Annotated in this window: 22 protein-coding genes and 1 riboswitch; of the genes, 14 read left to right on the forward strand and 8 right to left on the reverse strand. The window is 67.4% G+C overall.

What is annotated here, in order from left to right:
• Nucleotides 1-3: 3 nt before the first annotated feature.
• The 3 genes from C507_RS0106480 to C507_RS22295 are packed head-to-tail and all read left to right on the forward strand — an operon-like array spanning nt 4 to nt 4,745.
• Complete coding sequence (locus C507_RS0106480; RefSeq protein ID WP_156829178.1) at nt 4-726, forward strand: hypothetical protein; 723 nt, start codon at nt 4-6, stop codon at nt 724-726.
• Complete coding sequence (locus tag C507_RS0106485) at nt 726-2,609, forward strand: hypothetical protein (protein ID WP_018698860.1); 1,884 nt, start codon at nt 726-728, stop codon at nt 2,607-2,609. Before C507_RS0106480 ends, C507_RS0106485 begins: the two co-directional genes overlap by 1 nt.
• A gap of 6 nt (nt 2,610-2,615) precedes the next feature.
• Nucleotides 2,616-4,745: a PP2C family protein-serine/threonine phosphatase gene (locus tag C507_RS22295; protein ID WP_018698861.1), complete on the forward strand. Its 2,130-nt coding sequence runs from the start codon at nt 2,616-2,618 to the stop codon at nt 4,743-4,745.
• Here C507_RS22295 and C507_RS20585 read toward each other — a convergent pair.
• Nucleotides 4,661-5,971 carry an adenylate/guanylate cyclase domain-containing protein gene (locus C507_RS20585; protein WP_156829179.1) on the reverse strand — a complete coding sequence of 437 codons (1,311 nt, stop codon included), beginning with the start codon at nt 5,969-5,971 and terminating at the stop codon, nt 4,661-4,663. The two genes, C507_RS22295 and C507_RS20585, sit on opposite strands and share 85 nt — an antisense overlap.
• A gap of 104 nt (nt 5,972-6,075) precedes the next feature.
• On the opposite strand from C507_RS20585, the gene C507_RS23035 reads away from it, so the two are divergent.
• The gene (locus C507_RS23035; protein WP_018698863.1) at nt 6,076-7,146 is read left to right on the forward strand and encodes a hypothetical protein; all 1,071 of its coding nucleotides are present in this window, start codon (nt 6,076-6,078) and stop codon (nt 7,144-7,146) included.
• Nucleotides 7,147-7,191: 45 nt separating this feature from the next.
• On the opposite strand, the gene C507_RS0106505 is transcribed toward C507_RS23035, so the two are convergent.
• Nucleotides 7,192-8,712, reverse strand: coding sequence for a 3-hydroxyacyl-CoA dehydrogenase (locus C507_RS0106505; protein ID WP_018698864.1), 1,521 nt, complete (start codon nt 8,710-8,712; stop codon nt 7,192-7,194).
• A gap of 170 nt (nt 8,713-8,882) precedes the next feature.
• Between C507_RS0106505 and C507_RS0106510 the strand changes: the two genes are divergently transcribed.
• Complete coding sequence (locus tag C507_RS0106510) at nt 8,883-9,665, forward strand: enoyl-CoA hydratase-related protein (protein ID WP_018698865.1); 783 nt, start codon at nt 8,883-8,885, stop codon at nt 9,663-9,665.
• A gap of 303 nt (nt 9,666-9,968) precedes the next feature.
• Nucleotides 9,969-11,183, forward strand: coding sequence for a 5-aminolevulinate synthase (gene hemA, locus C507_RS0106515; protein ID WP_018698866.1), 1,215 nt, complete (start codon nt 9,969-9,971; stop codon nt 11,181-11,183).
• A 99-nt stretch (nt 11,184-11,282) separates the two neighbouring features.
• Here the strand turns inward: hemA and C507_RS0106520 are convergent, their stop codons facing one another.
• The 3 genes from C507_RS0106520 to C507_RS0106530 all read right to left on the reverse strand — a co-directional run bounded on the left by C507_RS0106520 (nt 11,283) and on the right by C507_RS0106530 (nt 14,541).
• Nucleotides 11,283-12,212: a homoserine O-succinyltransferase gene (locus tag C507_RS0106520; protein WP_018698867.1), complete on the reverse strand. Its 930-nt coding sequence runs from the start codon at nt 12,210-12,212 to the stop codon at nt 11,283-11,285.
• 37 nt (nt 12,213-12,249) lie between these two features.
• A riboswitch (SAM-I-IV-variant riboswitch) is annotated at nt 12,250-12,354 on the reverse strand.
• A gap of 55 nt (nt 12,355-12,409) precedes the next feature.
• Nucleotides 12,410-13,474: an alpha/beta hydrolase family protein gene (locus C507_RS0106525; RefSeq protein WP_018698868.1), complete on the reverse strand. Its 1,065-nt coding sequence runs from the start codon at nt 13,472-13,474 to the stop codon at nt 12,410-12,412.
• Nucleotides 13,474-14,541, reverse strand: coding sequence for an alpha/beta hydrolase family protein (locus tag C507_RS0106530; RefSeq protein ID WP_018698869.1), 1,068 nt, complete (start codon nt 14,539-14,541; stop codon nt 13,474-13,476). Before C507_RS0106530 ends, C507_RS0106525 begins: the two co-directional genes overlap by 1 nt.
• Before the next feature lie 355 nt (nt 14,542-14,896).
• Here C507_RS0106530 and C507_RS0106535 point away from each other — a divergent pair, with 355 nt between their 5' ends.
• The 6 genes from C507_RS0106535 to C507_RS0106560 all read left to right on the forward strand — a co-directional run bounded on the left by C507_RS0106535 (nt 14,897) and on the right by C507_RS0106560 (nt 20,548).
• The gene (locus C507_RS0106535) at nt 14,897-16,171 is read left to right on the forward strand and encodes an amino acid ABC transporter substrate-binding protein (protein ID WP_018698870.1); all 1,275 of its coding nucleotides are present in this window, start codon (nt 14,897-14,899) and stop codon (nt 16,169-16,171) included.
• A gap of 126 nt (nt 16,172-16,297) precedes the next feature.
• Entirely contained in the window at nt 16,298-17,020 is a 723-nt protein-coding gene (locus tag C507_RS0106540; RefSeq protein ID WP_018698871.1) for an ABC transporter ATP-binding protein, read from the forward strand.
• A complete protein-coding gene (locus C507_RS0106545; RefSeq protein ID WP_018698872.1) occupies nt 17,013-17,747 on the forward strand; it encodes an ABC transporter ATP-binding protein in 735 nt (244 codons plus the stop codon). Before C507_RS0106540 ends, C507_RS0106545 begins: the two co-directional genes overlap by 8 nt.
• 10 nt (nt 17,748-17,757) lie before the next feature.
• The gene (locus C507_RS0106550) at nt 17,758-18,636 is read left to right on the forward strand and encodes a branched-chain amino acid ABC transporter permease (protein WP_018698873.1); all 879 of its coding nucleotides are present in this window, start codon (nt 17,758-17,760) and stop codon (nt 18,634-18,636) included.
• Complete coding sequence (locus tag C507_RS0106555) at nt 18,629-19,678, forward strand: branched-chain amino acid ABC transporter permease (protein WP_018698874.1); 1,050 nt, start codon at nt 18,629-18,631, stop codon at nt 19,676-19,678. The genes C507_RS0106550 and C507_RS0106555 overlap by 8 nt, the downstream gene beginning before the upstream one ends.
• A gap of 87 nt (nt 19,679-19,765) precedes the next feature.
• Entirely contained in the window at nt 19,766-20,548 is a 783-nt protein-coding gene (locus C507_RS0106560) for a glutathione S-transferase family protein (protein WP_018698875.1), read from the forward strand.
• Nucleotides 20,549-20,594: 46 nt separating this feature from the next.
• Here C507_RS0106560 and C507_RS0106565 read toward each other — a convergent pair whose 3' ends face one another.
• On the reverse strand, nt 20,595-21,053 hold the full coding sequence (locus C507_RS0106565) for a MarR family winged helix-turn-helix transcriptional regulator (protein WP_018698876.1): 459 nt from the start codon (nt 21,051-21,053) through the stop codon (nt 20,595-20,597).
• Between the two features lie 254 nt (nt 21,054-21,307).
• On the opposite strand from C507_RS0106565, the gene C507_RS0106570 reads away from it, so the two are divergent.
• The gene (locus C507_RS0106570; RefSeq protein ID WP_018698877.1) at nt 21,308-22,129 is read left to right on the forward strand and encodes an alpha/beta fold hydrolase; all 822 of its coding nucleotides are present in this window, start codon (nt 21,308-21,310) and stop codon (nt 22,127-22,129) included.
• A 111-nt stretch (nt 22,130-22,240) separates the two neighbouring features.
• On the opposite strand, the gene C507_RS0106575 is transcribed toward C507_RS0106570, so the two are convergent.
• Entirely contained in the window at nt 22,241-23,215 is a 975-nt protein-coding gene (locus tag C507_RS0106575) for an NAD(P)-dependent oxidoreductase (protein WP_018698878.1), read from the reverse strand.
• Nucleotides 23,216-23,644: 429 nt separating this feature from the next.
• On the opposite strand from C507_RS0106575, the gene C507_RS20590 reads away from it, so the two are divergent.
• Nucleotides 23,645-24,763 (forward strand): LacI family DNA-binding transcriptional regulator, encoded by a 1,119-nt coding sequence (locus C507_RS20590; protein ID WP_083923391.1) that lies wholly within the window; start codon nt 23,645-23,647, stop codon nt 24,761-24,763.
• Nucleotides 24,764-24,769: 6 nt separating this feature from the next.
• Here C507_RS20590 and C507_RS0106585 read toward each other — a convergent pair whose 3' ends face one another.
• The gene (locus tag C507_RS0106585; RefSeq protein WP_018698880.1) at nt 24,770-25,207 is read right to left on the reverse strand and encodes a GFA family protein; all 438 of its coding nucleotides are present in this window, start codon (nt 25,205-25,207) and stop codon (nt 24,770-24,772) included.
• Nucleotides 25,208-25,274: the final 67 nt, after the last annotated feature.

The following is a 25,274-nucleotide window of genomic DNA, read 5'->3' on the forward strand; positions in this document are numbered from 1 at the left end:
GCCGTGACGACGACGGTCGTGGCGCTGATTCTGTCGGTGACGACGATGGCGCGCGTGCTGGAGCGCGGTGAGGTGTCGCTGCGCGATGCCCAGATCGGTTTCGTGCTTGCCGACCTAGACCAGACGATCGAGCGCAATCTGAGCCTTGGGCTGCCGCTGAACGAACTGCAGCCCATCGAACGGATTCTCGAACAGACCGTCGCAAACAACAGCGGCCTGCACGCGATCGAAGTGCTCGGGCCGGACGGAACCGCGCTCTATTCAACCGATCGCGGGGCGCTGGGCGAACCGATCCCCCCGGCGTGGCAGGAGGCCATCAACGAGCGCCTCCCTGGACGGCCATGGCGCGTCGAGTATCTGGAAACGGTGGTGATCGGCACCTCGATCGAGAATGATTTCGGTATGACGGCGGGCTGGATTACCATGATCCTCGACAGCTCGGTGGAGCCCAAACCCGGACACCACCTGCCGGGCATCGCCTTGCGCGCGGCCCCATACGTTGTCCTCGGCATCGCAGCCGCCCTCGTGCTTGCGATCGTCCTCGGCGGCAGAATCGGACACCACTTCCGCCAGCTCGCCAGACGGCTGGACAGCCAGGACGGCGTGACCGGCCCGGGCGATCCGGCGATCCGCGGCCTCCCGCAGGCCATTGCCACATCGAACCGCGCGAAGCAGGAAATCGACGCTACCGTCGACACGCTGCGCCGCATCGACAGCGAAATCTGATGGCGGTGCATCTCAGCGGCTCGGACAGATCCACTCGCGCCGCGGCGGCGTTCGGCTTCGCCGTGGCCCTCATCGTGGCTGCCGTCGGCGCCCTGATGCTCACGACCGGCGACCGGCTGGACCGCAGCGGCCTTCGCTTCGCGTCCGACGAGGTGGTCGGCACCATCGGCCATTCCATCGGCGGTCTGGTTTCCCGGGCTGTCGAGCTCGGCATCCCGCTTGCCGACCTCTATGGCGTCGACGGCTATCTCCAAGGCGTCATCGCCGCCAATCCGGAGGTTGACGGGATCGCCATCACCGATGCGGACGGCAAGGCGCTCTTCCAGCAGACCCGGCGCGCGGGTGTCGCCTTCGACGCGACGGTGACGGTGCCCATCCGGCGGGGCGACACGGTCGTCGGCCAGATCGCCATCGACCCGTCCTACGGCGTAGCAACCATGGTGCGCCTGCGGCTCGTGGCGGCCGCCCTGGCGGCGAGCCTGTTCGCCGGCCTCCTGGCCGGGTTGTGGTACCGCATCTACAGGCTCGAGCTCATCGATCTGCCGCGCGCCCGCTTCGTCGCGTCCAGCCGGGCTGTCGGACGCGGCGGCTTCGCCGACTACACGCCGCCGCCCGAGGACAGCCCGCTGCGCCCCCTCGGCCGGGCTGCCGTCCGGCTCATCGTCCCGGTGCGCAGGCAGGCGCGAAACGCCGCCGCGCTCGCCGACGAGATCCGCGCCATCGACGTGACCAAGACCTTTTCCGGTCGGGTTGATGCCGCGCTGCAACCGCTTGCCGCCTACCGGTTCGACCATCTGCGGCAGCCCGTGCGCCGGCACGGCTGGGGCGGCTGGATGGCGCTTCCGGTGTTCGCCCTGGTGGAGGCCGCTCGGCCGCTCGTTGCCGGTTTTGCGGCCGACCGGATCGGCACCGACCCGCTCACCGAGGTGGCCATCGGGCTCGCCCTGTCCGGCGACGCCCTGGGCCGGCTGATCGGCGTGCTCGCGGCCTACGCCATCGCCCTGTGGCTGCCGCGCGCCGGCGTCGTGCTCGGGCTTCTCGTTGCCGCGGCCGGAACCGCAGCCACCTTCACCATCCACGAAACCCTGCCCTTCGCGGCCGCCCGGATCGCCGTCGGCTTCGGCCTCTGGCTAAGCGCCTGGAGCCTGCTCGCGCGGACCGGCGGGCTGGCGCGAAGGCCCTGGCAGGGCGCCCTGCTGCTCGTCGCCCTGTGGGGCATCGGGCCGATCCTGGGCGGGCTTGTCGCGGAAATCCTCGGCCGGCGGACGGGCTTCCTTGCGCTCGGCGGCGCCATCGCCGCGCTCTCTGCCGTCTGTCTGCTGCAGCCCTACCGTCCGACCAGCCGGACGGTGTTCGCCTGGCGGCCGGCGGCGGCCAGCGACATCCTTGCCCCGCTGATCGCGGTCCTGGCGGTCACCGCCTGGCTGGAGGTGCACCTGTCGGGCCACGTGATGCGCGACAACTATGCCGGCATGGCTCTGCAGTTCGGCCTGGCCGCCACCGCCATGACCCTGCCCTGGCTGGTGCCCACACGGCTCCCGGCGACCGCCGGCGCGGCGCTCGCCGTTGCCGCCGTCTGGCTCGCCGTCCTGACCCCGGCGCCGGCCTTCCTCGTCTCCCCAATCGCAGGCCTGGGGCTGGGCTTGGTCTGGGCCGCGCTCGCATCGCGGACCTACAGCCTTCCCGCCGCGACGGGTATGACGCTCGGGCTGCTCGGGGCCGGCGCGCTCGGCGGAGCGAGTTTCTGGACGGGCGCCGATCCGCTGACCCTCACCGCCGGCATCGCCACCGCCGCTCTCGCCGCCCTCGCCGCGAACGCCCTGATTTCCAAGCGATTGCCGCGCAGCGCGCCCGGCCACACCGCAACCGGCGAAGGGAGCTGACCCTCCATGCTCCTGCGCACCCGCGTCACCCTCTTCCTGTCCATCGCCTTCCTGCTGGTCATCGCAGGCCTCGTCGCGGTGGGCTATGCGCGCTCCCAGTTCGAGCAGGAGCGGCTTGCACGGATCGCCATCGACGGCCAGCGCTCCCTCTGGGAAAGCCTCGTGGAAGAGGAAGCGGACGATCTCCGGATCGTCGCCGTGGAGATCGCCTCCCGGATCCCGGCGGACCAGCCGATCACCCGCGATGCCGTTTCAACGGCTCTTGCCGAAGCCGTCTTTCCCGATGACATCGTGGACAACATCCAGGTCATCGGCCCAGCCGGCGAGCTGGTCTATTCGAGCGCCGCGGAGATCGAGCAGCGCCTGCTCCTGGACGCCAAGGCCCTCGGCGTCATTTCCGGCCGGCGTACGCCGCTCGGCGGCCTGCGCCAGGCGAACCCCGACACCTACGTCGTGACGTCGGCCGCGCCCGTGCTGCAGGGAGAAGAGATCGTCGCGATCGTCGTCGTGGCGGCCGACGCGGAGCGCGTCCTCGGCCGCTTCACCGAAACACTGCGCGAGCCGAGCTACCTGGTTTCGCTCCGCGGCCGGATGGTGGAGGGCACCTCGCCACTGCTTTGGCAGGAGGTCGATCCAAACATTCCGCCGCGCACGGCGGACGCCCAGATCATCCGCACGGACGACCGGCTGCTCTTGGCCACCGGCGTGCCCGTCGCGGACATGGCGGGAGGCACCATCGGGACCCTGGTGACGCTCCGCGATTCGACCGAAATTCTCGAAACCGGTGAGATGCTGCAGCGCTCCGGCCTGATCGCCGTGGCCACGTTCAGCGTCATCGTGATCCTCGCCCTCTATTTCTACATGCGCCACGCCTTCAAGCCGCTGGAGCACGCGATTTCCGTGCTGGACGGATTGTCGAAGGGCAACGTCAACGAGACGCTCGACGACGCCGGCAGCGGCGAGATCCGCAAGATTTCCGAGGCCGTATCCGTCTTCCGGCGCAACACCATCGCGCTTCAGGACCAGCAGCAGCAGGTCGAGCGTCAGCGTCGGCGGCAGGAGCGCATCATCCGCCGCCAGCTGGAACGCCTTGCCGAAACGCTGGAAGCGGACGGACGCGCGGAGATCGTCGACGACCTTCAGGCCATCGTTCGGCGCAAGCAGGACCCGACCCGCACCGGTGCCCGGCAGAGCACCGACGATCAGCTCAACGTGCTTTCGACGGTCCTGCAGCGCATGTCGGCGCGGATCTCCGACCAGCACTCTCGCCTGACCGGCCTGGTCAAGGAGTTGCAGGAAGCCATCGTCACCCGGGCCCGGCTCGCGGGTCTGGAGCAGGAGCTGGAGATCGCGCGCGAGCTGCAGCAGTCCTTCCTGCCGCACCCGTTGCCCCCGCACAAGGCGTTCGCCATCGATGGGCTGATGGAGACCGCGAAGGAGGTTGGCGGCGATTTCTACGATTACTTCCTGATCGACGACCGGCATCTCGGCATCGCCGTTGCCGACGTGTCGGGCAAGGGCGTGCCGGCCGCGCTGTTCATGGCCATCACCCGCACGCTGGTGAAGGCGACGGCGCTGTTCACCAGCTCACCGGCCGCGTCGGTCACGCAGGTCAACCAGTTCATGGCCGCGGACAACGACCAGATGATGTTCGTGACGCTGTTCTACGGCATCCTGGACTGCGAGACCGGCGTCTTCACCTACACCAACTGCGGCCACAACCCGCCCTACGTCATCCACCGCAAGCGCGGCGGCCTGACGCCGCTGGCGCGCACGGGCGATCCGGCGCTGGCAGTGGTGGAGGACCATGTCTACCGGGATGCCTCGATCACCCTGGAGCCGGGCGACACGGTGTTCATGTTCACCGACGGCGTGACCGAGGCCTTCGACATCGACGGCGAAGCCTACGGCGAGGACCGACTGGAAAAGCTGCTCGAGGCGCAGGCCAGCGCCACGCCGGTGGACGGGCTCGGACGCGCGGTCCTGGCCTCGCTGCGCGACTTCGAGCGCGGCGCCGACCAGGCCGACGACATCACCTGCCTGACGCTGCGCTACTTCGGCGCGGCGGCGGAAGCGACGAGCCCCGGCTCCCTCCAGACCCCGTCCCAGTCGGCCGGCGGCGGGCAGTCGGCATAGTAGGCGACGCGTTTCGCCTGCAGCGCGGCGGAGGCATCGTCGGGATCGCGCGCCAGACACTCGGCAAAGAGCCGCGCCGCGCCCGTCCAGTCCCGGGCGTACATCGCCTCGAGCCCCTTTTCGTGCAGGGCGGCCGCCTCGCGCACGTCATCGGCAACCTCGTCGGCGCGCCCCAGCAGCGCGTAAACGCTTTCCGCGCTGTGGCTGCCGCGCGGCACGATCCGCTCCAGTTCGCGAAACACGAAGGTCTCGCTGGCACGCCGCGCCGTCTCCTGGGAGACGATGATCGGGTGACCGAGGAACTTCGCGGCCTCCTGCAGCCGCGCCGCCAGGTTCACGGCATTGCCGATGACGGTGTAGTTGCGGCTCGCTTCCGGTCCCACGTCGCCGGCGATCACCTCGCCCGTGGCGACGCCCACGACAGCGTTGATCCGTTCCGGCGTGGAGAAGCCGGCCTCCGCAAGGTCGCGGCGCAGGCCTTGGAGGGCCGCGATCTGGCCGAGCGCCGCCGTGCAGGCATCCACCGCCTGGGTCTCGGCATCGGTGAAGGGTGGCCCCCAGCAGGCCATCACCGCATCGCCGATATATTTGTCGGTGATGCCGCCGGCGCCGGCGATGGGCTGCGCCATGGCAGCGAGAAAGCGGTTCAGCAGATCGATCAGCCAGTCCGGCGGCAGGCGCTCGCTCCAGCCGGTGAAGTCGCGCATGTCGACGAAGGAGATTGTCATGCATTCGCGCCGGCTGGTCTGGTCGACCTCCCCGCGCGCCAGAATGCGGTCGACGATGCGCGGGTCGATATATTCGCCGAAGAGCCGCTTGATCTTGCGCCGCTTGCGCTCCTCCGTGATGTCGGAGAACACGACGACGACGCCGTAGCGCTCGTCCTCGCCCTTGTCGTCCTCGATCATCAGGAAGCTGGAGGAGACGAACAGGTTGACCTTGTTGTCGTCGACGATCAGCGCAAGTTCGGTGGTGTGGGTGGTCTCCGCCTCGTAGACCGCCTTGAACACGACTTCGTTGAAGTCGTCGAAGCTCTCCTCGGTGAGGAAGATCTCGCCGAACGACTTGCCGACGACCTCGGCGGGGCTCTTCTGCAGGATGCGACCGGCGGCGGAATTGAAGGTGATGATCCGCCCGGTCAGATCGATGGTCACGACCCCGTCGCGCATGCTTTCCAGGATGCGCTCGGAGATGAGCTGGTCCCGGCGCTGGTCGTCCAAGCTCAAGGGGATACCGCCTTCTTGTTGGCCTTTCCGTCTCGAAGGCTTATCCGATCGGGACCACGATAAGAAGGGGGCGCGCGTCCCCCATCCCCAAACAGGACCGCCGCATGCGTCTTCTCGCCGACGTCTCCGCCCACGGCTTCGGTCATATGATGCAGACGACCTGTGTGCTGGACGCGCTCGCCGCCCGCGTCCCGGACCTCCAGGTGACGCTGCGCACCGACGTTCCCGAACGGGCGGTTCGGCGCTTCTGGACTGCCGGGGCGACGCTGTTGCCCGGCCCCTTCGATCCGTCGCTGGCAATGTCGGCACCGGACACCGTCGACGTGGACGCGACGGCGGCGCTCTATCGCGACTTTGCCGCCCGGTTCGAGGCCGCCGTGCGCGAGAGCGACGCGGTCATCGCCCGCCTCCGGCCCGACGCGGTCTTCGCCGACATCGCCGCGCCGGGCCTCGTCGCCGCCCGCCGCGCCGGTATCCCGGCCCTGGCGCTGTGTTCGCTCAACTGGGCCGACGTGCTGCGAGCGACCCTGCCGCAGGGCGCCGTCGACGAAGCTGCGATCCGGTGTTTCGACACCGCCTATGCCGCCGCGGACGTGTTTCTGATGCCGGAACCGTCGATGGCCATGCCCTCGCTCGGCAACAGCCGGACGATCGGCCCCATCGGGAGGATCGGACGGAACCGGCAGGCCGAGATCCGCGCCCTCATCGGCGGTTCCTCCGACAAGCCCATCGGCCTCGTTTCGTGGGGCGGATGGACGACCGGCGTGGCCGCGGACTTCCTGAGTGGCTTGCCGGACGAGATCGACTGGATCACCGATCCGGAGCCGCTGCTCCAGGCCGGCATGACCCACATCGACCTGATGGCCTCGTCGGCAATCGTGATCGCCAAGCCGGGTTACGGTACCTTCGTGGAGACGGTCGCGAACCGGGCCCGGTTGCTGCACACGCCTCGCGAGGGCTGGCCAGAGACGCCGGCACTCACGGCCTGGGCCAACCGCCACGGCCGCGCCGCCGAGCTTCCCCCGCATGCCTCGCCGGACGAAGCGGAGACCCTGATCCGCCGGCTCATGGCCGAGACGCCGCCCGCCCCACCCGCTCTTACCGGAGCGGACGAGGCGGCCGACTGCCTGCTGGACCTGGTCGCGGCACGGGACGCCCGTGCCGCGACCGCCTGACCATCCGGCTTCGCCCGGCCGCTCTCCCGGGCCGGGCCGGCCTCCTCAGGACGGCGTGTGGATCGGCAGCCCGAGCAGCGCTCGGCGGCGCAGCCACAGCGCCGGGCGGTAGCGGTCGTCGCCGGTAATCTCCTGCAGGAGCTCCATCACCACCAGCGTGGTTTCCAGCCCGAGCTCTCCCGCCATTTCCAGCGGGCCCATCGGGTAGTTGAGGCCGAGCTTCAGGGCGAGGTCGATGTCGGAGGGCGTGGCGAGGCCCGCCTCGGCGATGGCGCAGCCGAGATTGGCGATGGCCGCCCGCATGCGCAGGGCGACGAAACCCGGCGAATCCTTGATGGCCGTCACCGCGCGGCCGGATGCCACGATTGCCGCCGCCACCGCGTCCAGGTGTGCCGGGTCGGCGCCGGGAGCCGTCATCAGGGTCACGCGCTTCGCCGTGTCCGCCGAGACGTCCACCGCGACGAGGCGCTTGGGATCGATCCCCAGCTCCAGCGCGTAGCTGGTCGCGTCGTCGCCCACCGGATAGCCGATGATCGGGCTGGTGCCGTCGTCGTCCTCGAGGATTTCCAGCCCCACCGCCTGGCAGAGCGCGAACAGCGCGTCCGGCTCGTCGGGCGCCTCGGCGCAGACGACCTTGCTCGCCGGCGCACCGGAGGGCGCGTAGTCGGCGTCGCTCGGCGTGACGTTCTTGCCGGCCTCGTCGTAGTCGAAATGCCCGGCCTTCGTCTTGCGACCCAGGCGACCCGCCTCGTAGAGCAGCTTGTGGCGCGGCGTGGTCGCGAGCCGCCGGTCGTTGAGGAAGCCCTCGTAGACGATCATGGAGACGGGATAGTTCACGTCCATGCCGGTGAGGTCCATGAGCGCGAACGGCCCCATCCGGAAGCCGCAGCAGTCGGTGAGGATGGCGTCGATCTGGGACGGCGTCGCCACCCCCTCGTCGAGCAGCCGCAGCGCCTCGGTGTAGTAGGCGCGGCCGCCGAGATTGACGAGGAAGCCAGGCGAATCCTTTACCGACACCGGTGTGCGGCCCATGCGCTTGCCGAGCTCGGAGAGCTGCGCGGCAACGGCCGGGTCGGTGGCCGGTCCCTCGATGATCTCCACCAGCCGCATCAGCGGAACCGGATTGAAGAAGTGCATGCCGGCGACGCGCCCCGGCACCCGGCAGGTCCGGGCGATCGAGGCGATCGGCAGCGACGAGGTGTTGGTGGCGAGGATCGCGTTCTCGGCGACGATGTCTTCCAGGTCGCCGAAGATCTGGCGCTTGACCTCGAGCTTCTCCACGACCGCCTCGACGACCGTGTCGCAGCCGGCGAAATCGGCGAGGCTTGCCGCCACCGACAGCCGGGCCTTCTGCGTGTCGGCATCGGCGGCCGACAGCCGGTCCTTCTCCACCAGCCTGTCGATGCGCTTGAAGACCTCGGCCTGGCCGGCTGCCGCCGCGCCGTCCTTGGCATCGAAGATGATCGCCCGCATGCCGCCGGCAAGCGTCACCTGGGCGATGCCCTGGCCCATCACGCCGGCTCCGACGATGCCGACCGTGTAGTCGGGGTCCGTCACGTCGCGCATTCTCAAACCCTCGCCTCGTTGAAACTCTCGGCCGACTTCCTATCCGATTTTCCCCCCGCGTGTAGAGCGCCAAGGCCGAACAGCGCCTTCTCGCACCTTCGGGCTGGACCGCGCCGCCAAACCGGGTAGCTTCGCGCGCCTGAGTAAAGTCGCATGCGAAGGAGACCGCCATGAGCGATGCCGAGACCCCGGTTCTGATCGAACGCCCGATGGACGGCGTGGCCGTGGTGCGCCTGAACCGACCGAAGGCCCGCAACGCGCTCAACATGGCAACCCGCCGCGGCCTGGCGGAAGCCTTCACCACGCTCTCCGACGATCCGGGCGTGCGCGCCATCGTGCTCACCGGCAACGAGGAGTCCTTCGCGGCTGGCGCGGATCTCAAGGAATTCATCGACGCCGATCCTGTCGAGGTCGCGCGCCGCCGGGTGGAGCGCCTGTGGGCTGCCGTCGCCAACACGCCGCAGCCGGTGATCGCCGCGGTGAACGGCTTCGCACTCGGCGGCGGGCTGGAGCTCGCCATGATGGCCGATATCATCGTGGCCGGCGAAAGCGCCCAGCTCGGCCAGCCCGAGGTGCGGGTCGGGATCATGCCCGGAGCCGGTGGAACCCAGCGCCTCACCCGCGCCGTCGGCAAGTTCCACGCAATGCGCATCTGCCTGCTTGGCAAGCCGATCTCCGCCCCGGAGGCCTACCAGATCGGGCTGGTGAGCCAGGTGGTGGCCGACGCGGAAGTGTTCGAAACCGCGCTCGGAATGGCGAAGTCGATCGCCGGCCTGCCACCGCTCGCGGTCACGGCCACCAAGGAGGCGATCCTGCACTCGGAGAACTCCTCGCTGGAGGCCGGTCTGACGCTGGAGCGCAAGGCATTGCAGGTGCTGTTCGCCAGCAAGGACAAGCACGAGGGTATGGCCGCCTTCTTCGAGAAGCGCCGGCCCGACTTCACCGGCGAATAGGGCTCCCTCCCCCCGACGTGCGTGCGAGCTGTGTCCAACCGACGCAGCGGCAATACGATTTGCAAATTAGGGCTGGATTCCTTCTAAGTATAAGGTGCATGACCGGCGTTGGCGGCCTGCCACCGCCGGCATGACGGTATTCGCGCGTCCAGGTTCCTGAACAATTCCACATCAGGAACATTACGGATGGGGTTTTGCCGAAATTGCGGGTGGCATCGGCCTCCCGATAGACAGAGGGCGACAGGGCCGCACTGCGCGCTACGGACCGGCATTGATCCGCCGGGCCGGCCGACCGAGGTGAAGATGGATTACGAAGGCTACTTCCGGGACCAGCTCGACGCCCTGATGGGTGAGGGCAACTACCGCGTGTTCGCCGACCTTGAGCGTCACCGCGGCAGTTTCCCCCGTGCCACACGGCATGGCGGCGAGGGCACTTCGGAAGTCACCGTCTGGTGTTCCAACGACTATTTGGGCATGGGCCAGAACCCGTCCGTCCTGGCCGCCATGCACGAGGCGATCGAGCGCTGCGGCGCCGGCGCTGGCGGCACCCGGAACATCTCCGGCACCAACCATTATCACGTGCTCCTGGAGCGCGAACTCGCCGACCTGCACGGCAAGGAATCGGCGCTCCTGTTCACCTCCGGCTACGTGTCCAACTGGGCGAGCCTGACGACGCTCGCCTCCAAGCTTCCCGGCTGCGTGGTGCTCTCCGACGAGATGAACCATGCCTCGATGATCGAGGGCATCCGCCACAGCCGCGCCGAGCGCCAGATCTTCAAGCACAACAGTCCCGAGGATCTCGACCGCCGCCTGTCGCTCATCGAGCCCGGCCGACCGAAGCTCGTCGCCTTCGAATCCGTTTACTCCATGGACGGCGACATCGCCCCGATCGAGGAACTCTGCGACGTGGCCGACGCCCACGGCGCGATGACCTATCTGGACGAGGTTCACGCCGTCGGCCTCTACGGCCCGCGCGGCGGCGGCATCGCCGAGGCCCGTGGCCTGATGGATCGGCTGACCGTCATCGAGGGCACCCTTGGCAAGGCCTTCGGCGTGGTCGGCGGCTACATCGCGGCGTCCACCGCGCTCTGCGATTTCGTGCGCTCCTTCGCCTCCGGCTTCATCTTCACAACAGCTCTGCCGCCGCACGTGGCCGCCGGTGCCGCCGCTTCCATCCGGCACCTGAAGACCAGCCAGGTCGAGCGCGCCCGGCATCAGGAAAATGTCCGCAAGGTCCGCGCCCGGCTCGACGCCATCGGCATCCCTTACATGCCGAACCCGAGCCACATCGTGCCGGTGATGGTGGGCGACCCGGTGAAGTGCAAGTGGATCAGCGACATCCTGCTCGACAGCTTCGGCGTCTATGTGCAGCCGATCAACTATCCGACCGTGCCCAAGGGCACCGAGCGGCTGCGCATTACGCCCTCGCCGCTGCACACCGATGCGGACATCGACCATCTGGTCTCCGCGCTGGAAAATCTCTGGTCGCGCTGCGCGCTCGCCCGCGCCGTCGCCTGACGCGGCGCTCCGCCGCTTCCCCTTCAGCAGAAAGGCCGCGCTTCCCGACGGGAGGCGCGGCCTTTCTCGTTGCGCGGGCGTGAGGCCGGGGCCTGCGTGTCAGTCGTGCGGCCCGAACCGGTCTGCCGTGCCGATGCGCGCGGTGTCGAACGGCGTTGTCTGGTAGATCTCGTTCACCCAGTTGCCGAACAGGAGATGGGCGTGGCTGCGCCAGCGGTTCTCCGGCGGCCGCTCCGGATCGTCGCCGGGGAAATAGTCGATGGGCAGCGCGCCCTTTCCGTCGCGTTCGAACTCGTCGGCGAGCGTGCGCGTGTCGTATTCGACGTGGTTGAACATGTGCAGGGCGCGGTGGGCCGGGTCCTCCACCAGGCAAAGTCCGGTGGCGAAGCTGTCGGCAAGGACCCTCAGCCCCTCGTCTTGCGGCAGGTCTTCCCGCCGCACCTCCGTCCAGCGCGACACGGGAATCGCGAAATCGTCGGAGAAGCCGCGCAGGAACGGCGAGGACGGTTCGAGATTGCGCTGCCGGAAGATACCGAAAGCCTTCTCCTCCAGCTCGTGCTTCGGCACCCCGTAGAAATGGTGAAGCGCCGCCTGGGCCGACCAGCAGATGGTCAGCGTCCGGTGCACGTTGCTCTGGGTCCACTCGAAGATCTGCTGCAGCTCCCGCCAGTAGCCCACCGCCTCGAAGGGAAGCCGCTCCACCGGCGCGCCGGTCATTACGAAGCCGTCGAAGCGCTCCTCGGCAAGCTCCGCCCACGGCCGGTAGAAGGCATCCATGTGATCGGCGGGCGTGTTGCGGGCCACGTGGTCCGTCATGCGTACCAGCGTCAGCTCGATCTGCAGCGGCGTCGCCCCGAGCAGGCGGGCGAGCTGGGTCTCGGTGGAGACCTTGTTGGGCATCAGGTTGAGCAGGCCGATGCGCATCGGACGGATGTCCTGACGGATGGCGTCGGCCTCGCTCATCACCATCACGCCCTCGTTCTCGAGGGTCGACCTGGCGGGCAGCGTGTCGGGGATCTTGATCGGCACCGTGCGTCGCTTCTCCTTGGAGGGACGACGCTCATGGCCCGATCCGCTTGGTTGCCAGCGCGGCCACATCCCCCTTTCAGGGTGCCACCTTGCCCGGATCGGCAGGTTGGCGTTGGGCGTCCCCCAACTCTTGATGTCGATTGTCTATCTATGGGGACGCGGCGCGCTTGGCAATGGGCCACGCGCCGCGTCGCTGCTCACCTCTGCGAGAGGATCGCGTCCCGGGCCCAGTCCGCGGTGGCCGGGCGATAGGCCCAGGGCACGTTGTTGCACACGTGGTTGCCGTCCGGGAGAATCCTCAGGTCGGCCCGTCCCTCCGCCCAGACGGCGGTGTGTTCCGCCTCGCTGGGGGGAAAGATCTTGTCGTGGGCCCCGTGGAAAACCAGGATCGGGCAGTCCGGCGCCGGCGTGCCGGCAAGCGTGAAGGCGCGGGCGCGGTCCACCGTGTCCTCGGCGCTGTCGCCGCCCAGCGCGAACCCCATGTTGTCGCGATAGACCGGCGGAAACTGGTCGACGATGGCGCCCAGGTCGTGAAAACCATTGATCGAGGCGATACCGGCGAGACCGCCCACGGTGGCGCCGGCCCGCAGCGCCAGGTGCCCGCCGAACGCCATCCCGACCAGCACGACGGTCCGGCGCGCGATCCCGTGCGCCTCGAGATAGGCGAGCGCCGCCTCGACCGCCGTGGAAATGTCGGCGCGCAGGGGGCCGGCCGATCGCCCTTCGCCCTGGCCGGGGCCGTCCAGGGAGAAGGTCGCAAGCCCCCGCTTCAGGAAGACCTCCTCCAGCGCCGGGAACTCCTCCTTGGTGGAATCGGAGCCCGGTATCAGAAGCACCGCCCCCACCTCTCCGATGCCCGGACGGCGGAGATAGCCGCGCAGATGACCGCCCTCGAACGGGACTTCGGCACGGGCCGCCGGCGGCGACAGGAGCGGCGCCGCACGGCGGTAGACCGCGATCTTCGCCTCGTTGGCCCGGGTCTTCTGGTCCAGGTCGTCGAAGAACATGAAGTTGGCGAAGTGGTAGAACAGCGACGCTCGGGCATAGTGCTCGCCGGCCGTGATCGCGTGCCCGGCGGCCTCCGCCGCCTCGCCGAGCTCAATGTGACGCTCCGCTTCGGCCGACCACGTCGCGCACCAGCGCTCCCAGGTGCCGGTGCGCTCGGTGACCGCCTTCGCGGTGGCCGAGGGAATGCCTGCCGCCTCCATGCGCGGCAGCCAGTGGCCGGTGACTTCAGCGAGACGTCCGGATTGTTCAGCCATCAGGCGTTCCCCAGTCTGTGCGCCATCCAGTCCGCCGCTTGCGTGCGGTAGGCATAGGCGCGGTTGTTGGCGACATGATTGCCGTCTTCGATGCGGTTGAGCGTGACCTCGCCGGGCACCAGCGAGGCAAGGCGTTCGCCGTGCTCCGGCGGAATGATGCGGTCCTTTCCGCCAACGACAATGTAGAGCGGACAGGCGAGCCGTGGCGCGGCTTCTGCCAGGGTCACCCGGTCCGCGACGGCCCTGGCCGCAGCCTCGTCCGCCGCGTGCGCCCGGGCGATGAAGGCACGACGCGTGAGACCGGGAATGGTTTCGAAGATGGCGCCGAAATCGAACGGGCCGGACAGCGCTATGCAGGCGCGGATGCGATCGTCGAAGGCGGCGGCGCGCGGCGCGTAGTAGCCCCCGAAACTGACCCCCCAGATCCCGATCCGCCGGGCATCGATGTCCGGGCGCCCCACCAGCACATCCAGGATGGCGCTCACCGGCCGCTCGTACTCCGGACAGATCGGCAGGTCGTACTCCGCCTCTCCCTGTCCCGGCCCGTCGAAGGCGAAGGTCGCCATGCCGCGATCGAGCAGCACGGCCTCGTTGGTGTCCATCTCTTCCTTGGCCGAATCCAGCCCCATTGCCATCAGCACCAGCGGCGGGCGGTCCACCCCTGCGGGCCGACGCAGGTTGCCGGCGAGCACGCCACCCTCGAAGGCGATCTCCACCCGTTCGCCGGGCGGCATCAGGAGCGGCAGGGCACGGGTCCGGCAGGATACCGCCTTGTCGTGCGCCGCCCGCATCTCCTCGGGGCGATGCACAAACAGAAACTTGCCAAAATGGTAGCAGGCCGCCGCCGTGGAGAAATGCTCGCCTGCCGAGAGCAACCGTCCCTCGCCAAGCGCCGTCCCGCCAAGACCGGCATGAACGTCACCGCGGGCGCTCCACAGGGCGCACCAGTCATCCCAGCGTGTGACGGTGGATGCAACCTCCTCGAAGTCCGGAAGCGGCACTCCGTTCGCCACGAAGCGCGGCGCCCAGTGGTCGATTGCCGACTGCACGACGGGATCGCGCTTCACTCTCCGCCCTCCTATTCACCCCCGCATTGGCCGCGAGGCCCGGTTTCCCTGGTCGCCGACCCGCAACGTGCCCCCATCCATTTATATATGCAAACGGATGTGCAAACGATTGCATTTACAGCTATCCCATCGGTTATTCGAGCCGCCGCATTCCGTCAAGCACGGCCCGAATGAACTCGGCCTGACAGGCCAAACGACGACCGTGGGCTGAAATCTGAACCAATTCCATGGTTGGGTTGCTAAAATTCACCCCTCGACGCATCTCCTCTTGACGACCGGGGGAGAACGTCGCAGCATTCATGCAATCGATTGCGTGGCGATCAACGTCACCATTACCAGAGGGGAGGAACGTCCAGTGATCCGTACCATCACGCTATGCGCGGTTGCGGCGCTCGGCCTGTCGGCCGGGGCCCATGCGGCCGATCCGATCAAGATCGGCGCCTCGCTGCCGTTGACCGGCAACTTCTCGGTCAGCGGCGAGAAGCATGAGAAGGGCTACCAGCTTTGCGTCGACCTGATCAACGAGAAGGGCGGCCTGCTCGGCCGTGAGCTCGACCTGATCATTTCCGACAACCGGTCCGATATCGGCACGGCGCTCAGCCAGTACGAGCGCTTCATCAACGTCGATGACGTCGATCTGGTGTTCGGCACCTTCTCGTCGAAGCTTACCTTCCCGATCTCGGCGGTTCTCGCCAAGAACGGCATGGTTCATCCGATTCCCGCCGGCGGCGCCCTGCGCATCTACACCCAGGGTCACGACAACATCTTCTATTTCCAGCAGAACGCCGCCGAGTATATCGGCTCCAGCGTCGAGGGCGTGCTGAAGAACCTCGTCGACGAGGGCGAGCGGCCGTCGAAGGCGGCGCTGGTCCACGCCGACGACTTCTTCGCCAACGCCATCGCCGCCGGCCTGCTCGGCCAGAAGGTGACCGATCCCGGCGGCGGTGAGGTTGCGGACCTGTCGCCCGGCTATCTGGCCGATGCCGGCATGGAGGTCGTCTACACCGAGAAGTGGCCGGAAGAGGGCTTCTCCGACTGGCTCAACCTCGCCAACTCCATCAAGAACTCCGGCGCTGACCTCGTGGTCGGCCTGACCGCGTCTGCGGAAGAGGCCGTGCAGCTGACCCGCGCCCTGAAGACGGTCCGGGCCAACCCGAAGATGCTCTATCTCAGCCAGGGCACCCAGGCGGAGTATCTGGAAGGCGTCGGCGCCGATGCCGCGCAGGGCACCCTCGTCCACACCTCGTGGCACGAGGCCGTACCGTTCGTCGGCCAGCTGGCCGGCGAGGACTTCAGCAACCAGGACTTCCAGGAAGCCTTCGAGGCGAAGTACGGCAACAAGCCGGACGAGGATTCCGCGATCCCGTTCGCGGTCTGCCAGGGCATGGAGCAGGCCGTCATCGGCGCCAACAGCACCGACAACGCCAAGATGGGTGAGTGGCTCTACGCCCGCACCAAGGAAGACCCGGCACGCACCGTGCTCGGCCCGTTCTCCTGGAACGATGTCGGACTGCCGGTCGACCGCCCCTTCCTGATCGCCCAGTGGCAGAATGGCCAGCTCAAGTTCGTCTACCCGACAGACGAATTCGAGGGCGTGTCCGATCTCGTGCACCCCAAGCCCGAGTGGTGAGGCAAACCGGCGGGGCGGGCTCAGGCCCGTCCCGCAGCCTGCGAGACCGCATCGATTTGGCCTCCTGGAGACGCGACCGTGTTACGGGTAGAGGGACTGTGTAAGCACTTCGGCGGCATTCGCGCCGTGGATCAGTGTTCGTTCGAGATCGCCAAGGGCTCGATCTCCGCACTCATCGGCCCGAACGGGGCCGGCAAGACCACCGCTTTCAACTGCATCAGCCGCACCATGGAGCCGACCGCCGGCAAGGTCTGGCTGGACGGCAAGCGCATCGATCATCTCAAGCCGCACAAGGTCACCCGTCTCGGCCTGTCGCGCACCTTCCAGATCACCCGCAGCCTGGAAGACCTGACCGTCCTTGAAAATCTCTGCGTTCAGGCCACCAGCCACGGATTCGCCCGGCTGGTCGGTCCCTCCATCAGCGAGGAGGAGCGCGCCAAGGCCGAGGAAATCCTCGACTTCCTGGGCATTTCCCGCCTCGCCTACGAGCAGGCGCGCAACCTGTCCTATGGGCAGCGCAAGCTCATGGACTTCGCGGCGCTGCTGATGTCCGACCCGAAGATCATCCTGCTCGACGAGCCGGCCGGCGGCGTCAATCCGCGCCTGCTCGACGACATCGTCGAGCACATCCGCGCGCTGCATGCCCGCGGCCTCACCGTGCTCATCGTCGAGCACAACATGGAGCTGGTGATGAGCCTCTGCGAGCACATCGTGGTGATGGCCCAGGGGCGCGTCATCGCCGACGGTCCGCCCGACGCCATCAAGGCCAACCCGGAAGTGTTGGAGGCCTATCTCGGTGCCTCGACGGCCGCCGAGGAGACCAGTGACGCGGAGGCGGCCCATGTCTGAGTTGCTCCGGGTTTCCGGCGTCGTCGCCGGCTACGGATCCGGTCCGGCCATCCTCAACGGCTCCGACCTGACGGTGGAGCCGGGCAAGATCCACTGCATCATCGGCCCCAACGGCGCCGGCAAGTCGACGCTCCTCAAGGCCATCGTCGGCATCCTCAAGCCCCGCGAGGGCGAGGTGGTGTTCGAGGGCGAGCGGCTGAACGGCATGCGGCCGGACCAGGTGCTGCGCCGGGGCATCGCCTTCGTGCCCCAGGAGCGCGCCCTCTTCCCCAAGATGAGCGTGCGCGAAAACCTGCGCATGGGCGGCTTCGTCCTCGACGACCGGGTGGAACTGCAGCGGCGCATCGACGAGGTGCTGGAGCGCTTCCCCGTGCTCAAGGAGCGCGCGGACCAGCTCGCCGGGACCATGTCGGGCGGCCAGCAGCAGACGCTGTCCATGGCGCGCGCCATGCTGCTTCGGCCGAAGATCGTGATGCTGGACGAACCCTCGCTCGGCCTCGCGCCGAAGATCGTCCAGGACATGTTCGACATCATGAAGATGCTGCGCGACGAGGGAGCGACGATCCTTCTCGTCGAGCAGAACGCCATGATGGGGTTGAAGAATTCCGACTGGGGCGTGGTCCTCGATCTCGGCCGGACCCTGTTCGAGGGGCCCGCCAAGGAGATCCTTTCAGATCCCCGCATCCAGGAGCTTTACCTGGGCGGCCGCTCGTCGGCGGCGGCCTGAGGAGACCGTTATGGGACACACCCTTCAGATCCTGATCCTCGGCCTGTGCCTCGGCGGCGTCTATGCGCTGATGGCCTGCGGCCTGTCGCTCGTCTTCGGAGTGATGCGCATCGTCAATCTGGCGCACCCGTCGCTGATCATCGCCGGTGCCTTCATCTCCTACTGGTGCTTCACGCTGTTCGGCATCGACCCGATCCTGTCGCTGCCGATCTCGGCCGCCATCCTCTTCGTGATCGGCCTGATCCTCTACAAGCTGGTCTTCGAGAAGGAGGCCCGCAGCGCCAAATACTCCGAGATGACCGTGCTCCTCACCTTCGCCGTCGCGATGGTGGTGGATGGGGCGCTGGGCGCGATGTTTTCCAACACCCAGCGCGTGACGTCGCCCGACTACGCCACGGATGCCTTCTTCTTCGGGACCATCTTCCTGCCGAAGGGGCAGCTCTATGCCGGGCTGATCTCCATCGCGATCATCATCGGCCTCGTCGCCTTCCTGCGCTACACGCGGCTCGGCTACGCCATCCGCGCCACCTCGCAGAACCGGGCGGCCGCCGAGCTCCTCGGCGTCAACGTCAACTTCGTGTCGCTGATCTCCTTCGGCATCGGCGTCGGCCTCGCCGGCGCGGCCGGGTCGCTGGTCTCCTTCGTCTTCTCCTTCTTCCCGGCAAAGCACTGGGAGTGGATCGCGATCCTGATGTCGCTGGTGGTGCTGGGTGGCATGGGCTCGGTGCAGGGCACCGTGATCGGCGCCTTCCTGCTCGCGGTGATCTCCGCCTTCGTCGGCGCATACGCCGGTGCGACCTGGTCGACGATGACCTTCTTCGTCGCCCTCTTCGTCATTCTTCTGGTCCGGCCGCAAGGTCTCTTCGGAGAGAAGCCCGAACATGTCTGATACGTCCACCCAGAACCCGGACGCCGTCGCCGACGTCCTGTCGGCCCGCGAAGCCTACAATGCCGGACTGGCACGGTCCGGCGCGCGGGGCCGGTCGTGGACGGTCGCGGCCATCGTCCTCATTCTGCTGATCGCCCTGCCGGCCCTCCAGTTCGTCGGCAATTACAACTATGCCCTCCACATGGCGCTCTACACGCTCATGTACGTGGCGATGGCGTCGAGCTGGAACATCCTTGGCGGCTACACCGGCTACGTGTCACTGGGCCACAACGTGTTCTTCTGCATCGGCGGCTACGTCTCCGGCATGATCCTCGCCAAGATGGGGGTGAGCACGCTCATCACCGCGCCGCTGGCCGGTCTGGTGGCCGCCGCGGTCGGCGTTGGCGTCGGCACCATCACGCTGAGGATGCGGGGGCCGACCTTCATCATCTCCTCCATCGCGCTGCTGATGATCGTGCGCATCCTGTTCGACAATTGGGGCTATGTCGGCGGCGCCAACGGCGTGACGCTTCCGGTCACCGATCTCGACGTGCGCTGGGCGAAGATCCCCTACTATTACGCCATGCTCGTCATCGCGCTTCTCGCCGTGGTCGCCAGCTACCGGATCAAGCACTCCAAGTTCGGACTCGGCCTGCGAGCCATCTCCCAGGACGAGGTGAAGGCGGAAAGCGCCGGCATCGACACGGCCACTTACAAGGTCGCCGCCTTTGCTGTCTCCGCCTTCTTCGTCGGCATGACCGGCGCCATCTGGGGCGAGTACCTGACCTACCTGCGGCCGAACATCTTCCTGATCATCCTGGTCGCCGCCTACATGGTCCTGATGTGCATCATCGGCGGCAAGGGAACCGTGACGGGGCCGATCGTCGGCGCCATCCTGATTGTGGCCTTCAACGAGTTCTTCGCGGCAACGCTGGGGGCCAGCGAGATCAACATCCTCGCCACCGGCCTGATCATGGTGCTGGTGCTGCTGTATTTCCCGCTCGGAGTTGTGGGCACCCTCGCCCAGAAGGGGCGTCTGCCTCGCTTCCTCGACTGGGACTGACCCGCAGCAGCCCCCGAATATCCTCCGGATGCCGCGACGCGCCAACGTCGCGGCATCCGTCATTTAACCCGCCAGTGGGACCGCCCGATGCCTGATTTCGTACTCTACAACGCCCCGCAGTCGACCTGCAGCCAGCGGGTGCGCTTCGTCCTCAATGCCAAGGGTACCGTTTACGAGGAGCACAAGCTCGACCTGTTCTCCGGCGACCAGCTCAAGTCCGACTATCTTCGGATCAATCCCAACGGCGTGGTGCCGAGCATCGTCCATGACGGACGCGTGGTGATCGATTCCTCGGTAATCATGGAATATCTCGACGAGGTCGTGCCGGAGCTGGGCGCCTTCACCCCCGCCGATCCGGTTGAGCGCGGCCGGATGCGCTCCATGATGCGCTATATCGACGAAGTCCCGGCCCCGGCGATCCGCATCCCTTCCTACAACCTCGCCTTTCTCCCCCACTTCCAGACCATGAGCGAGGAGGAGTTCCTGGCGCTCGCCGACTCCAAGCCGCTGCGCAAGGAATTCCTTCTGAAGATGGGCCGCACCGGCTTTCCGCAGGCCGAGATGGACGAGGCCCTGGGCCGGCTGGCGCGGTCGGTGGCGCGCATGGACGACTGGATAGCGGAGAGCGGCGGGCCGTTCCTGCTCGGCGCGCAGATCACGCTCGCCGACATCATGGTGATGCCGGTGATGGTGCGGATGGACGACATCAACCTCCACACCATGTGGGCCGACCGGCCGCGCGTCGCCGCGTGGCTTGCGGCCGTGCGCGCCCATCCGGCGTTCGAGCCGACCTACTACACCGGCTCGCTGCTCACCGAGAAATATCCCCACCTCGCGAAGCTGCGCGAGGAGCGCGCTCACAACGCCTGACCCGGGTTACCCGGCTACGCCGGACCGGCGCGGCCGCGAGACGTCGCTACCCGCGCGTTGCGCCGGCCAGCCTGTCACGGACCGCTGCGAGCTTCTGGACGAGATCGCGCATTTCGGCGTCGCCCAGGCCGAGCGTGTCGGTGACGCACTGGGGCACGGCGCTCGCCTCCTCGCGGATCGCCCTCCCCGCCTCCGTCAGGCGCACCCGCACCTGGCGCTCGTCCTCAGGATCGCGCTGTCGCGTCACGTACCCCTGCGCCTCCAGGCGCTTCAGCACCGGCGTCAGCGTGTTGGATTCAAGCCGCAGCGCCGCGCCCAGCTGCTTGACGGTTCGCCCGTCGCTCGCCCAGAGCGCGACCATGACCAGATATTGGGGATAGGTCAGTCCGAACCGGTCCAGCAGCGGGCGGTAGAACTGATTGAAGGCGTGCTGGGCGGAGTAGATCGCAAAGCAGAGCATTTCCGCAACGTCGCCACCCTGCGGCGCGTCGGTCGTCTGTTTCATACGCATAACCTCATTCTTACCAGCTTCATTTAAATCGCGCACGATTGGATCGCAAGCGCTTGACTCCCGACCCGGGCATCACATATGACTCTTACGCGATTTAATCGCGCACGATTTAACTACGGGATGCGTGACGAGAACGCGGCCCCGACCCGGCCCCCAAAGGCGCCGATGCCGGCGAGCAGCGCAGATCCCCTTTCGATCAACCGGCCAGCCGGCATGGGTTCGGCTGCGGCCAGCATGGAGATTGTGTGATGGCGACTTTCACGACCAGCGACGGCACCGACATCTTCTACAAGGACTGGGGATCGGGTCAGCCGATCGTCTTTTCCCACGGCTGGCCGCTGAGCGGCGATGCCTGGGACGCGCAGATGCTGTTCTTTTCCCAGAACAGCTTCCGGGTGATCGCCCACGATCGCCGTGGCCACGGACGCTCGGCCCAGCCTTTCGACGGCAACTCGATGGACCGCTATGCCGACGATCTGGCCGAGCTGATCGAGCATCTCGATCTGACGGACATGGTGATGATCGGCCATTCCACCGGTGGCGGCGAGGTGTCCCGCTATATCGGCCGTCACGGCACGAGCCGTGTCGCCAAGGTCGTCCTGGTGGGGGCGGTTCCTCCGCTGATGCTGAAGACCGCGGCCAACCCGGAAGGCACGCCGATCGACGCCTTCAACGGCATTCGGCAGGGCACGGCCACCGACCGCTCAAACTTCTATCTCGGTCTGACGACGCCCTTCTACGGCTTCAACCGCGATGGCGTGGAGCAGAATGACGGTCTGCGTCACGGCTTCTGGCTGATGGGCATGCAGGGCGGCATCAAGGGTCAGTACGAGTGCATCCACGAGTTCTCCGAGGTCGATTACACGGAGGACCTCAAGGCCATCGACCGCCCGACCCTGATCATTCATGGCGACGACGACCAGATCGTGCCCATCGACGCCTCCGCCAGGAAAGCCGCGGCGATCGTCGCCGGCGCGGAGCTGAAGATCTACGAGGGTGGCTCGCACGGCCTCGCACAGACCGAGCCGAAGCGATTCAACGCCGACGTGCTGGCCTTCATCCGCGGCTGATCCGCGGCAGGCAAGATCGGCCGCTGGCAGGGGCCACGACGCAGAACGGCCGGGGCACGTCGTCATGCCCCGGCTGCCTTGTCATTCGGGAAGTCACAAGCGCGAAGGGGCTCAGCCCTTCTCCTCAACCTCCAGACCGGTGGGCACCGGGACGTTCTCCGGTTCCAGCGTCATGTCGGAATACTGGGCATGGGTTTCCATCAGCGTCAGGAAGTCCTTCGCCAGGTACTCTTCGGCATCGCCGTGCAGGTTGGCCATGCCGAAATGGTTCTGCAGCGCCTCGCGGGTGGCGACCGTGGACGGCATCGGCACGCCCAGCTCGCGGCCAGCGGCGAGACCGAGGTCCAGGTCCTTGCGCAGCAGGTAGGGCGTGAAGGTGGTGGTCCAGTCGAGGTTCACCATCGCGTTGGACTTGTAGCGGGTGAAGATCGACCCCATCACCGAGTTGTTCATGAAGTCGAGGAAGGCGTGGCGTGGCACACCGGCCTTCTCCGCCAGCAGCGTGATCTCGATCATGTTCTGGGTCACCACGCCGAGCATGACGTTGTGAGCGATCTTGCAGATGCGGGCGAGCTCGCCCTCGCCGACATAGGAGACGCCACGGCCGGCAATGGTGTCGATATAGGGCCGGACCGTCGTGAAGGCGTCCTCCGGCCCCGACGCGACGACGCTCAGCTTGCCCGCCTTCACGCACTTGCCGTTGCCGGACACCGGGGCGGCCACGAACGCCGCGCCCCGTTCGGCAAGACGGCCGCGGATAGCCTCCGACTCCTCGACCGAGATCGACGAGCAATCCACGAAGATCTTCGGCACGCTGCCGTTGGCGCCGGACAACACGCCGTTCTCGCCGAAATAGACCTTCTCCAGATCCGCTCCGGTGGACACCATGGTGAAGAGCACGTCGACACCGGCGAGATCCGTCGGGCTGTCGACAAGGGTCGCGCCCTTCTCGGCAAGCGGCTCGGCCTTGGCACGGGTGCGGTTCCAGATCTGCACCGAGTTGCCGGCCTTCACCAGCCGCTCCGCCATCGGGTAGCCCATACGGCCCATTCCGATCCAGCCGATCGTATGCCTGTTGTCCAACATGAGCGGGTCCTTTCGCAGGAAGTGTTTGGTGTGGATGTCAGGAGTGCGGGAACGCGGCACGGCACCCGGCCGGCCGCAGCCGCCATCGGTCCCGTCGCTGAACGGTCGATCGCCGAATGGCGCAGGACGCCACTGCTTCGAACCTCATTCCGGCCCTCCCTCGCTGCACGGCGCGACCCGCATTTCCTCGCGCGCGCCGAACCTTCTTGCCGCCTCGCGCCCCTCCGGCATGGAGGCCGCGTCAGCCGCTTATGCAATCGTTTGCATATCGGTGCCATATCGTGGGCCCGATTGCAACCGCCCCTTGCCCGCGCTTTTGGTTTTCCGCGCACGCCGAAACACCGCCCATGCCGTTTTCGCCCGCGAATCGGCGTGTTATGCCAGTATGATCAGACGAGATGGGCCGCCCGGGCGGCGACGAGGACGAGAATGGCTAAGGGCCGGGTAAAGCTTAAGGATGTCGCGGCGGCAGCGGGTGTGCATGCGTCCACCGTGTCGCGGGCGCTCGACCCCAAGACCCGGCACCTGATCACGGACTCCCTCGCCGAGCGCATCACCCGGATCGCCAGCGAGCTTCAGTACAGGCCGAACTCCATCGCCTCCAGCCTGAGGACCCAGCAGTCGATGACCATCGGCGTGCTGGTCCCCGACATCACCAACATGATCTTTCCGCCGATCCTGCGCGGTATCGAGGACACGCTCGCCCAGCAGGGTTACGTGCCGATCATCGCCAACACCGACTCCGACCCGGTGAAGGAGCGGACGCTGATGGACATCATGCGCGCCCGCGGCGTCGACGGACTGATCCTCGCCAGCGCCCAGCGCCAGGATGCCGCCATCGTCCAGGCCATGGAGGACGGCATCCCGGTCGTCACCGTGAACCGGATGATCGACGATGAGCGGGTGTCCTACGTCATCAACAACGAGACCGGCGGCCTCGCCCTGGCGGTCGACCACATCGTCGAGCTCGGGCACCGCACCGTCGCCCACCTCGCCGGGCCGCAGCGCCTCTCCACCGGCCTGTTTCGCTACTACGGCTTCTGCCGGGCAGCGAAGAAGCACCGCCTGCGCAAATGGCGCGACCTGATCGGCTTCGCCGGTGCTTTCAACGAGGAGAGTGGCCGCGAGGGCTGCCTGGAGCTGCTCGACAGGGGCATTCCGTTCACCGCCCTGATTACCGCCAACGACCGGCTCGCCATCGGCGCGCTGCAGGCCCTCTCCATACGGGGCATCAAGGTGCCGGAGGAAGTCTCGGTCACCGGCTACAACGACATGCCATTTGCCGACATGACCACTCCGCCGCTGACCACCGTCCGCATCCAGACCTACGAGGCGGGCCGGCGCGCCGCGGAGATCATCCTGGAGCGGCTCGGCGCCGAGCGCGGCACCCTGCCCGCCGTCCACGAGGTTCTCGAGGTCGAGATGGTTCCCCGGCAGACCACCGGACCGGTTCCGGCCACGATCAACGAGACGATCTTCGGCCCGCGCGGGGATACCCCCTCCGCCGGCCGCAGCGCGGACATTGCGGCGTCTGAAACGGACCGCTGAACCCCGCTACTGCTCCAGGAGCGCGCGCGCCGAGTCCACCGCCATTTCCGGAAAGGCCGGCAGCGCGGGATCCATGCTCGTCCAGTCCAGCGCCCGGCTGGCATAGATGATCAGGTTCGGCGACAGCGCGTTGGGATCGTCTAGGCTGGAGGCGCGGATGTGCACGCTGCCCGCCCGCACCGCATAGCGCGCCACGATGTGCGACCCGCACGTCGGGCAGAAGCTGCGCTCGACCGAAAGACCGGTTTCGCCGACCCTGCGGAAGGTCGTGACCGAGCCTGTCAGGTGAAAGGCGGCCTCATCCACCACCACATGCGTCGTGTGTCCGGTGCCGCTGGACCGGCGGCAGTCCTCGCAATGGCAATGCGCGACGAGGCGGGGCGGATCGGTGCATTCGTACCGCACCGCACCACAGGCGCACCCGCCGCTGAAGCCTTCGTTCATGTCGATTCGATCTCCCGAACCGCCCGGCCATTGGCTTCGGCGGTCATCGCCGCCCACGTCAGGTGCG

This window comes from Amorphus coralli DSM 19760, assembly GCF_000374525.1.
Taxonomy (GTDB): domain Bacteria; phylum Pseudomonadota; class Alphaproteobacteria; order Rhizobiales; family Amorphaceae; genus Amorphus; species Amorphus coralli.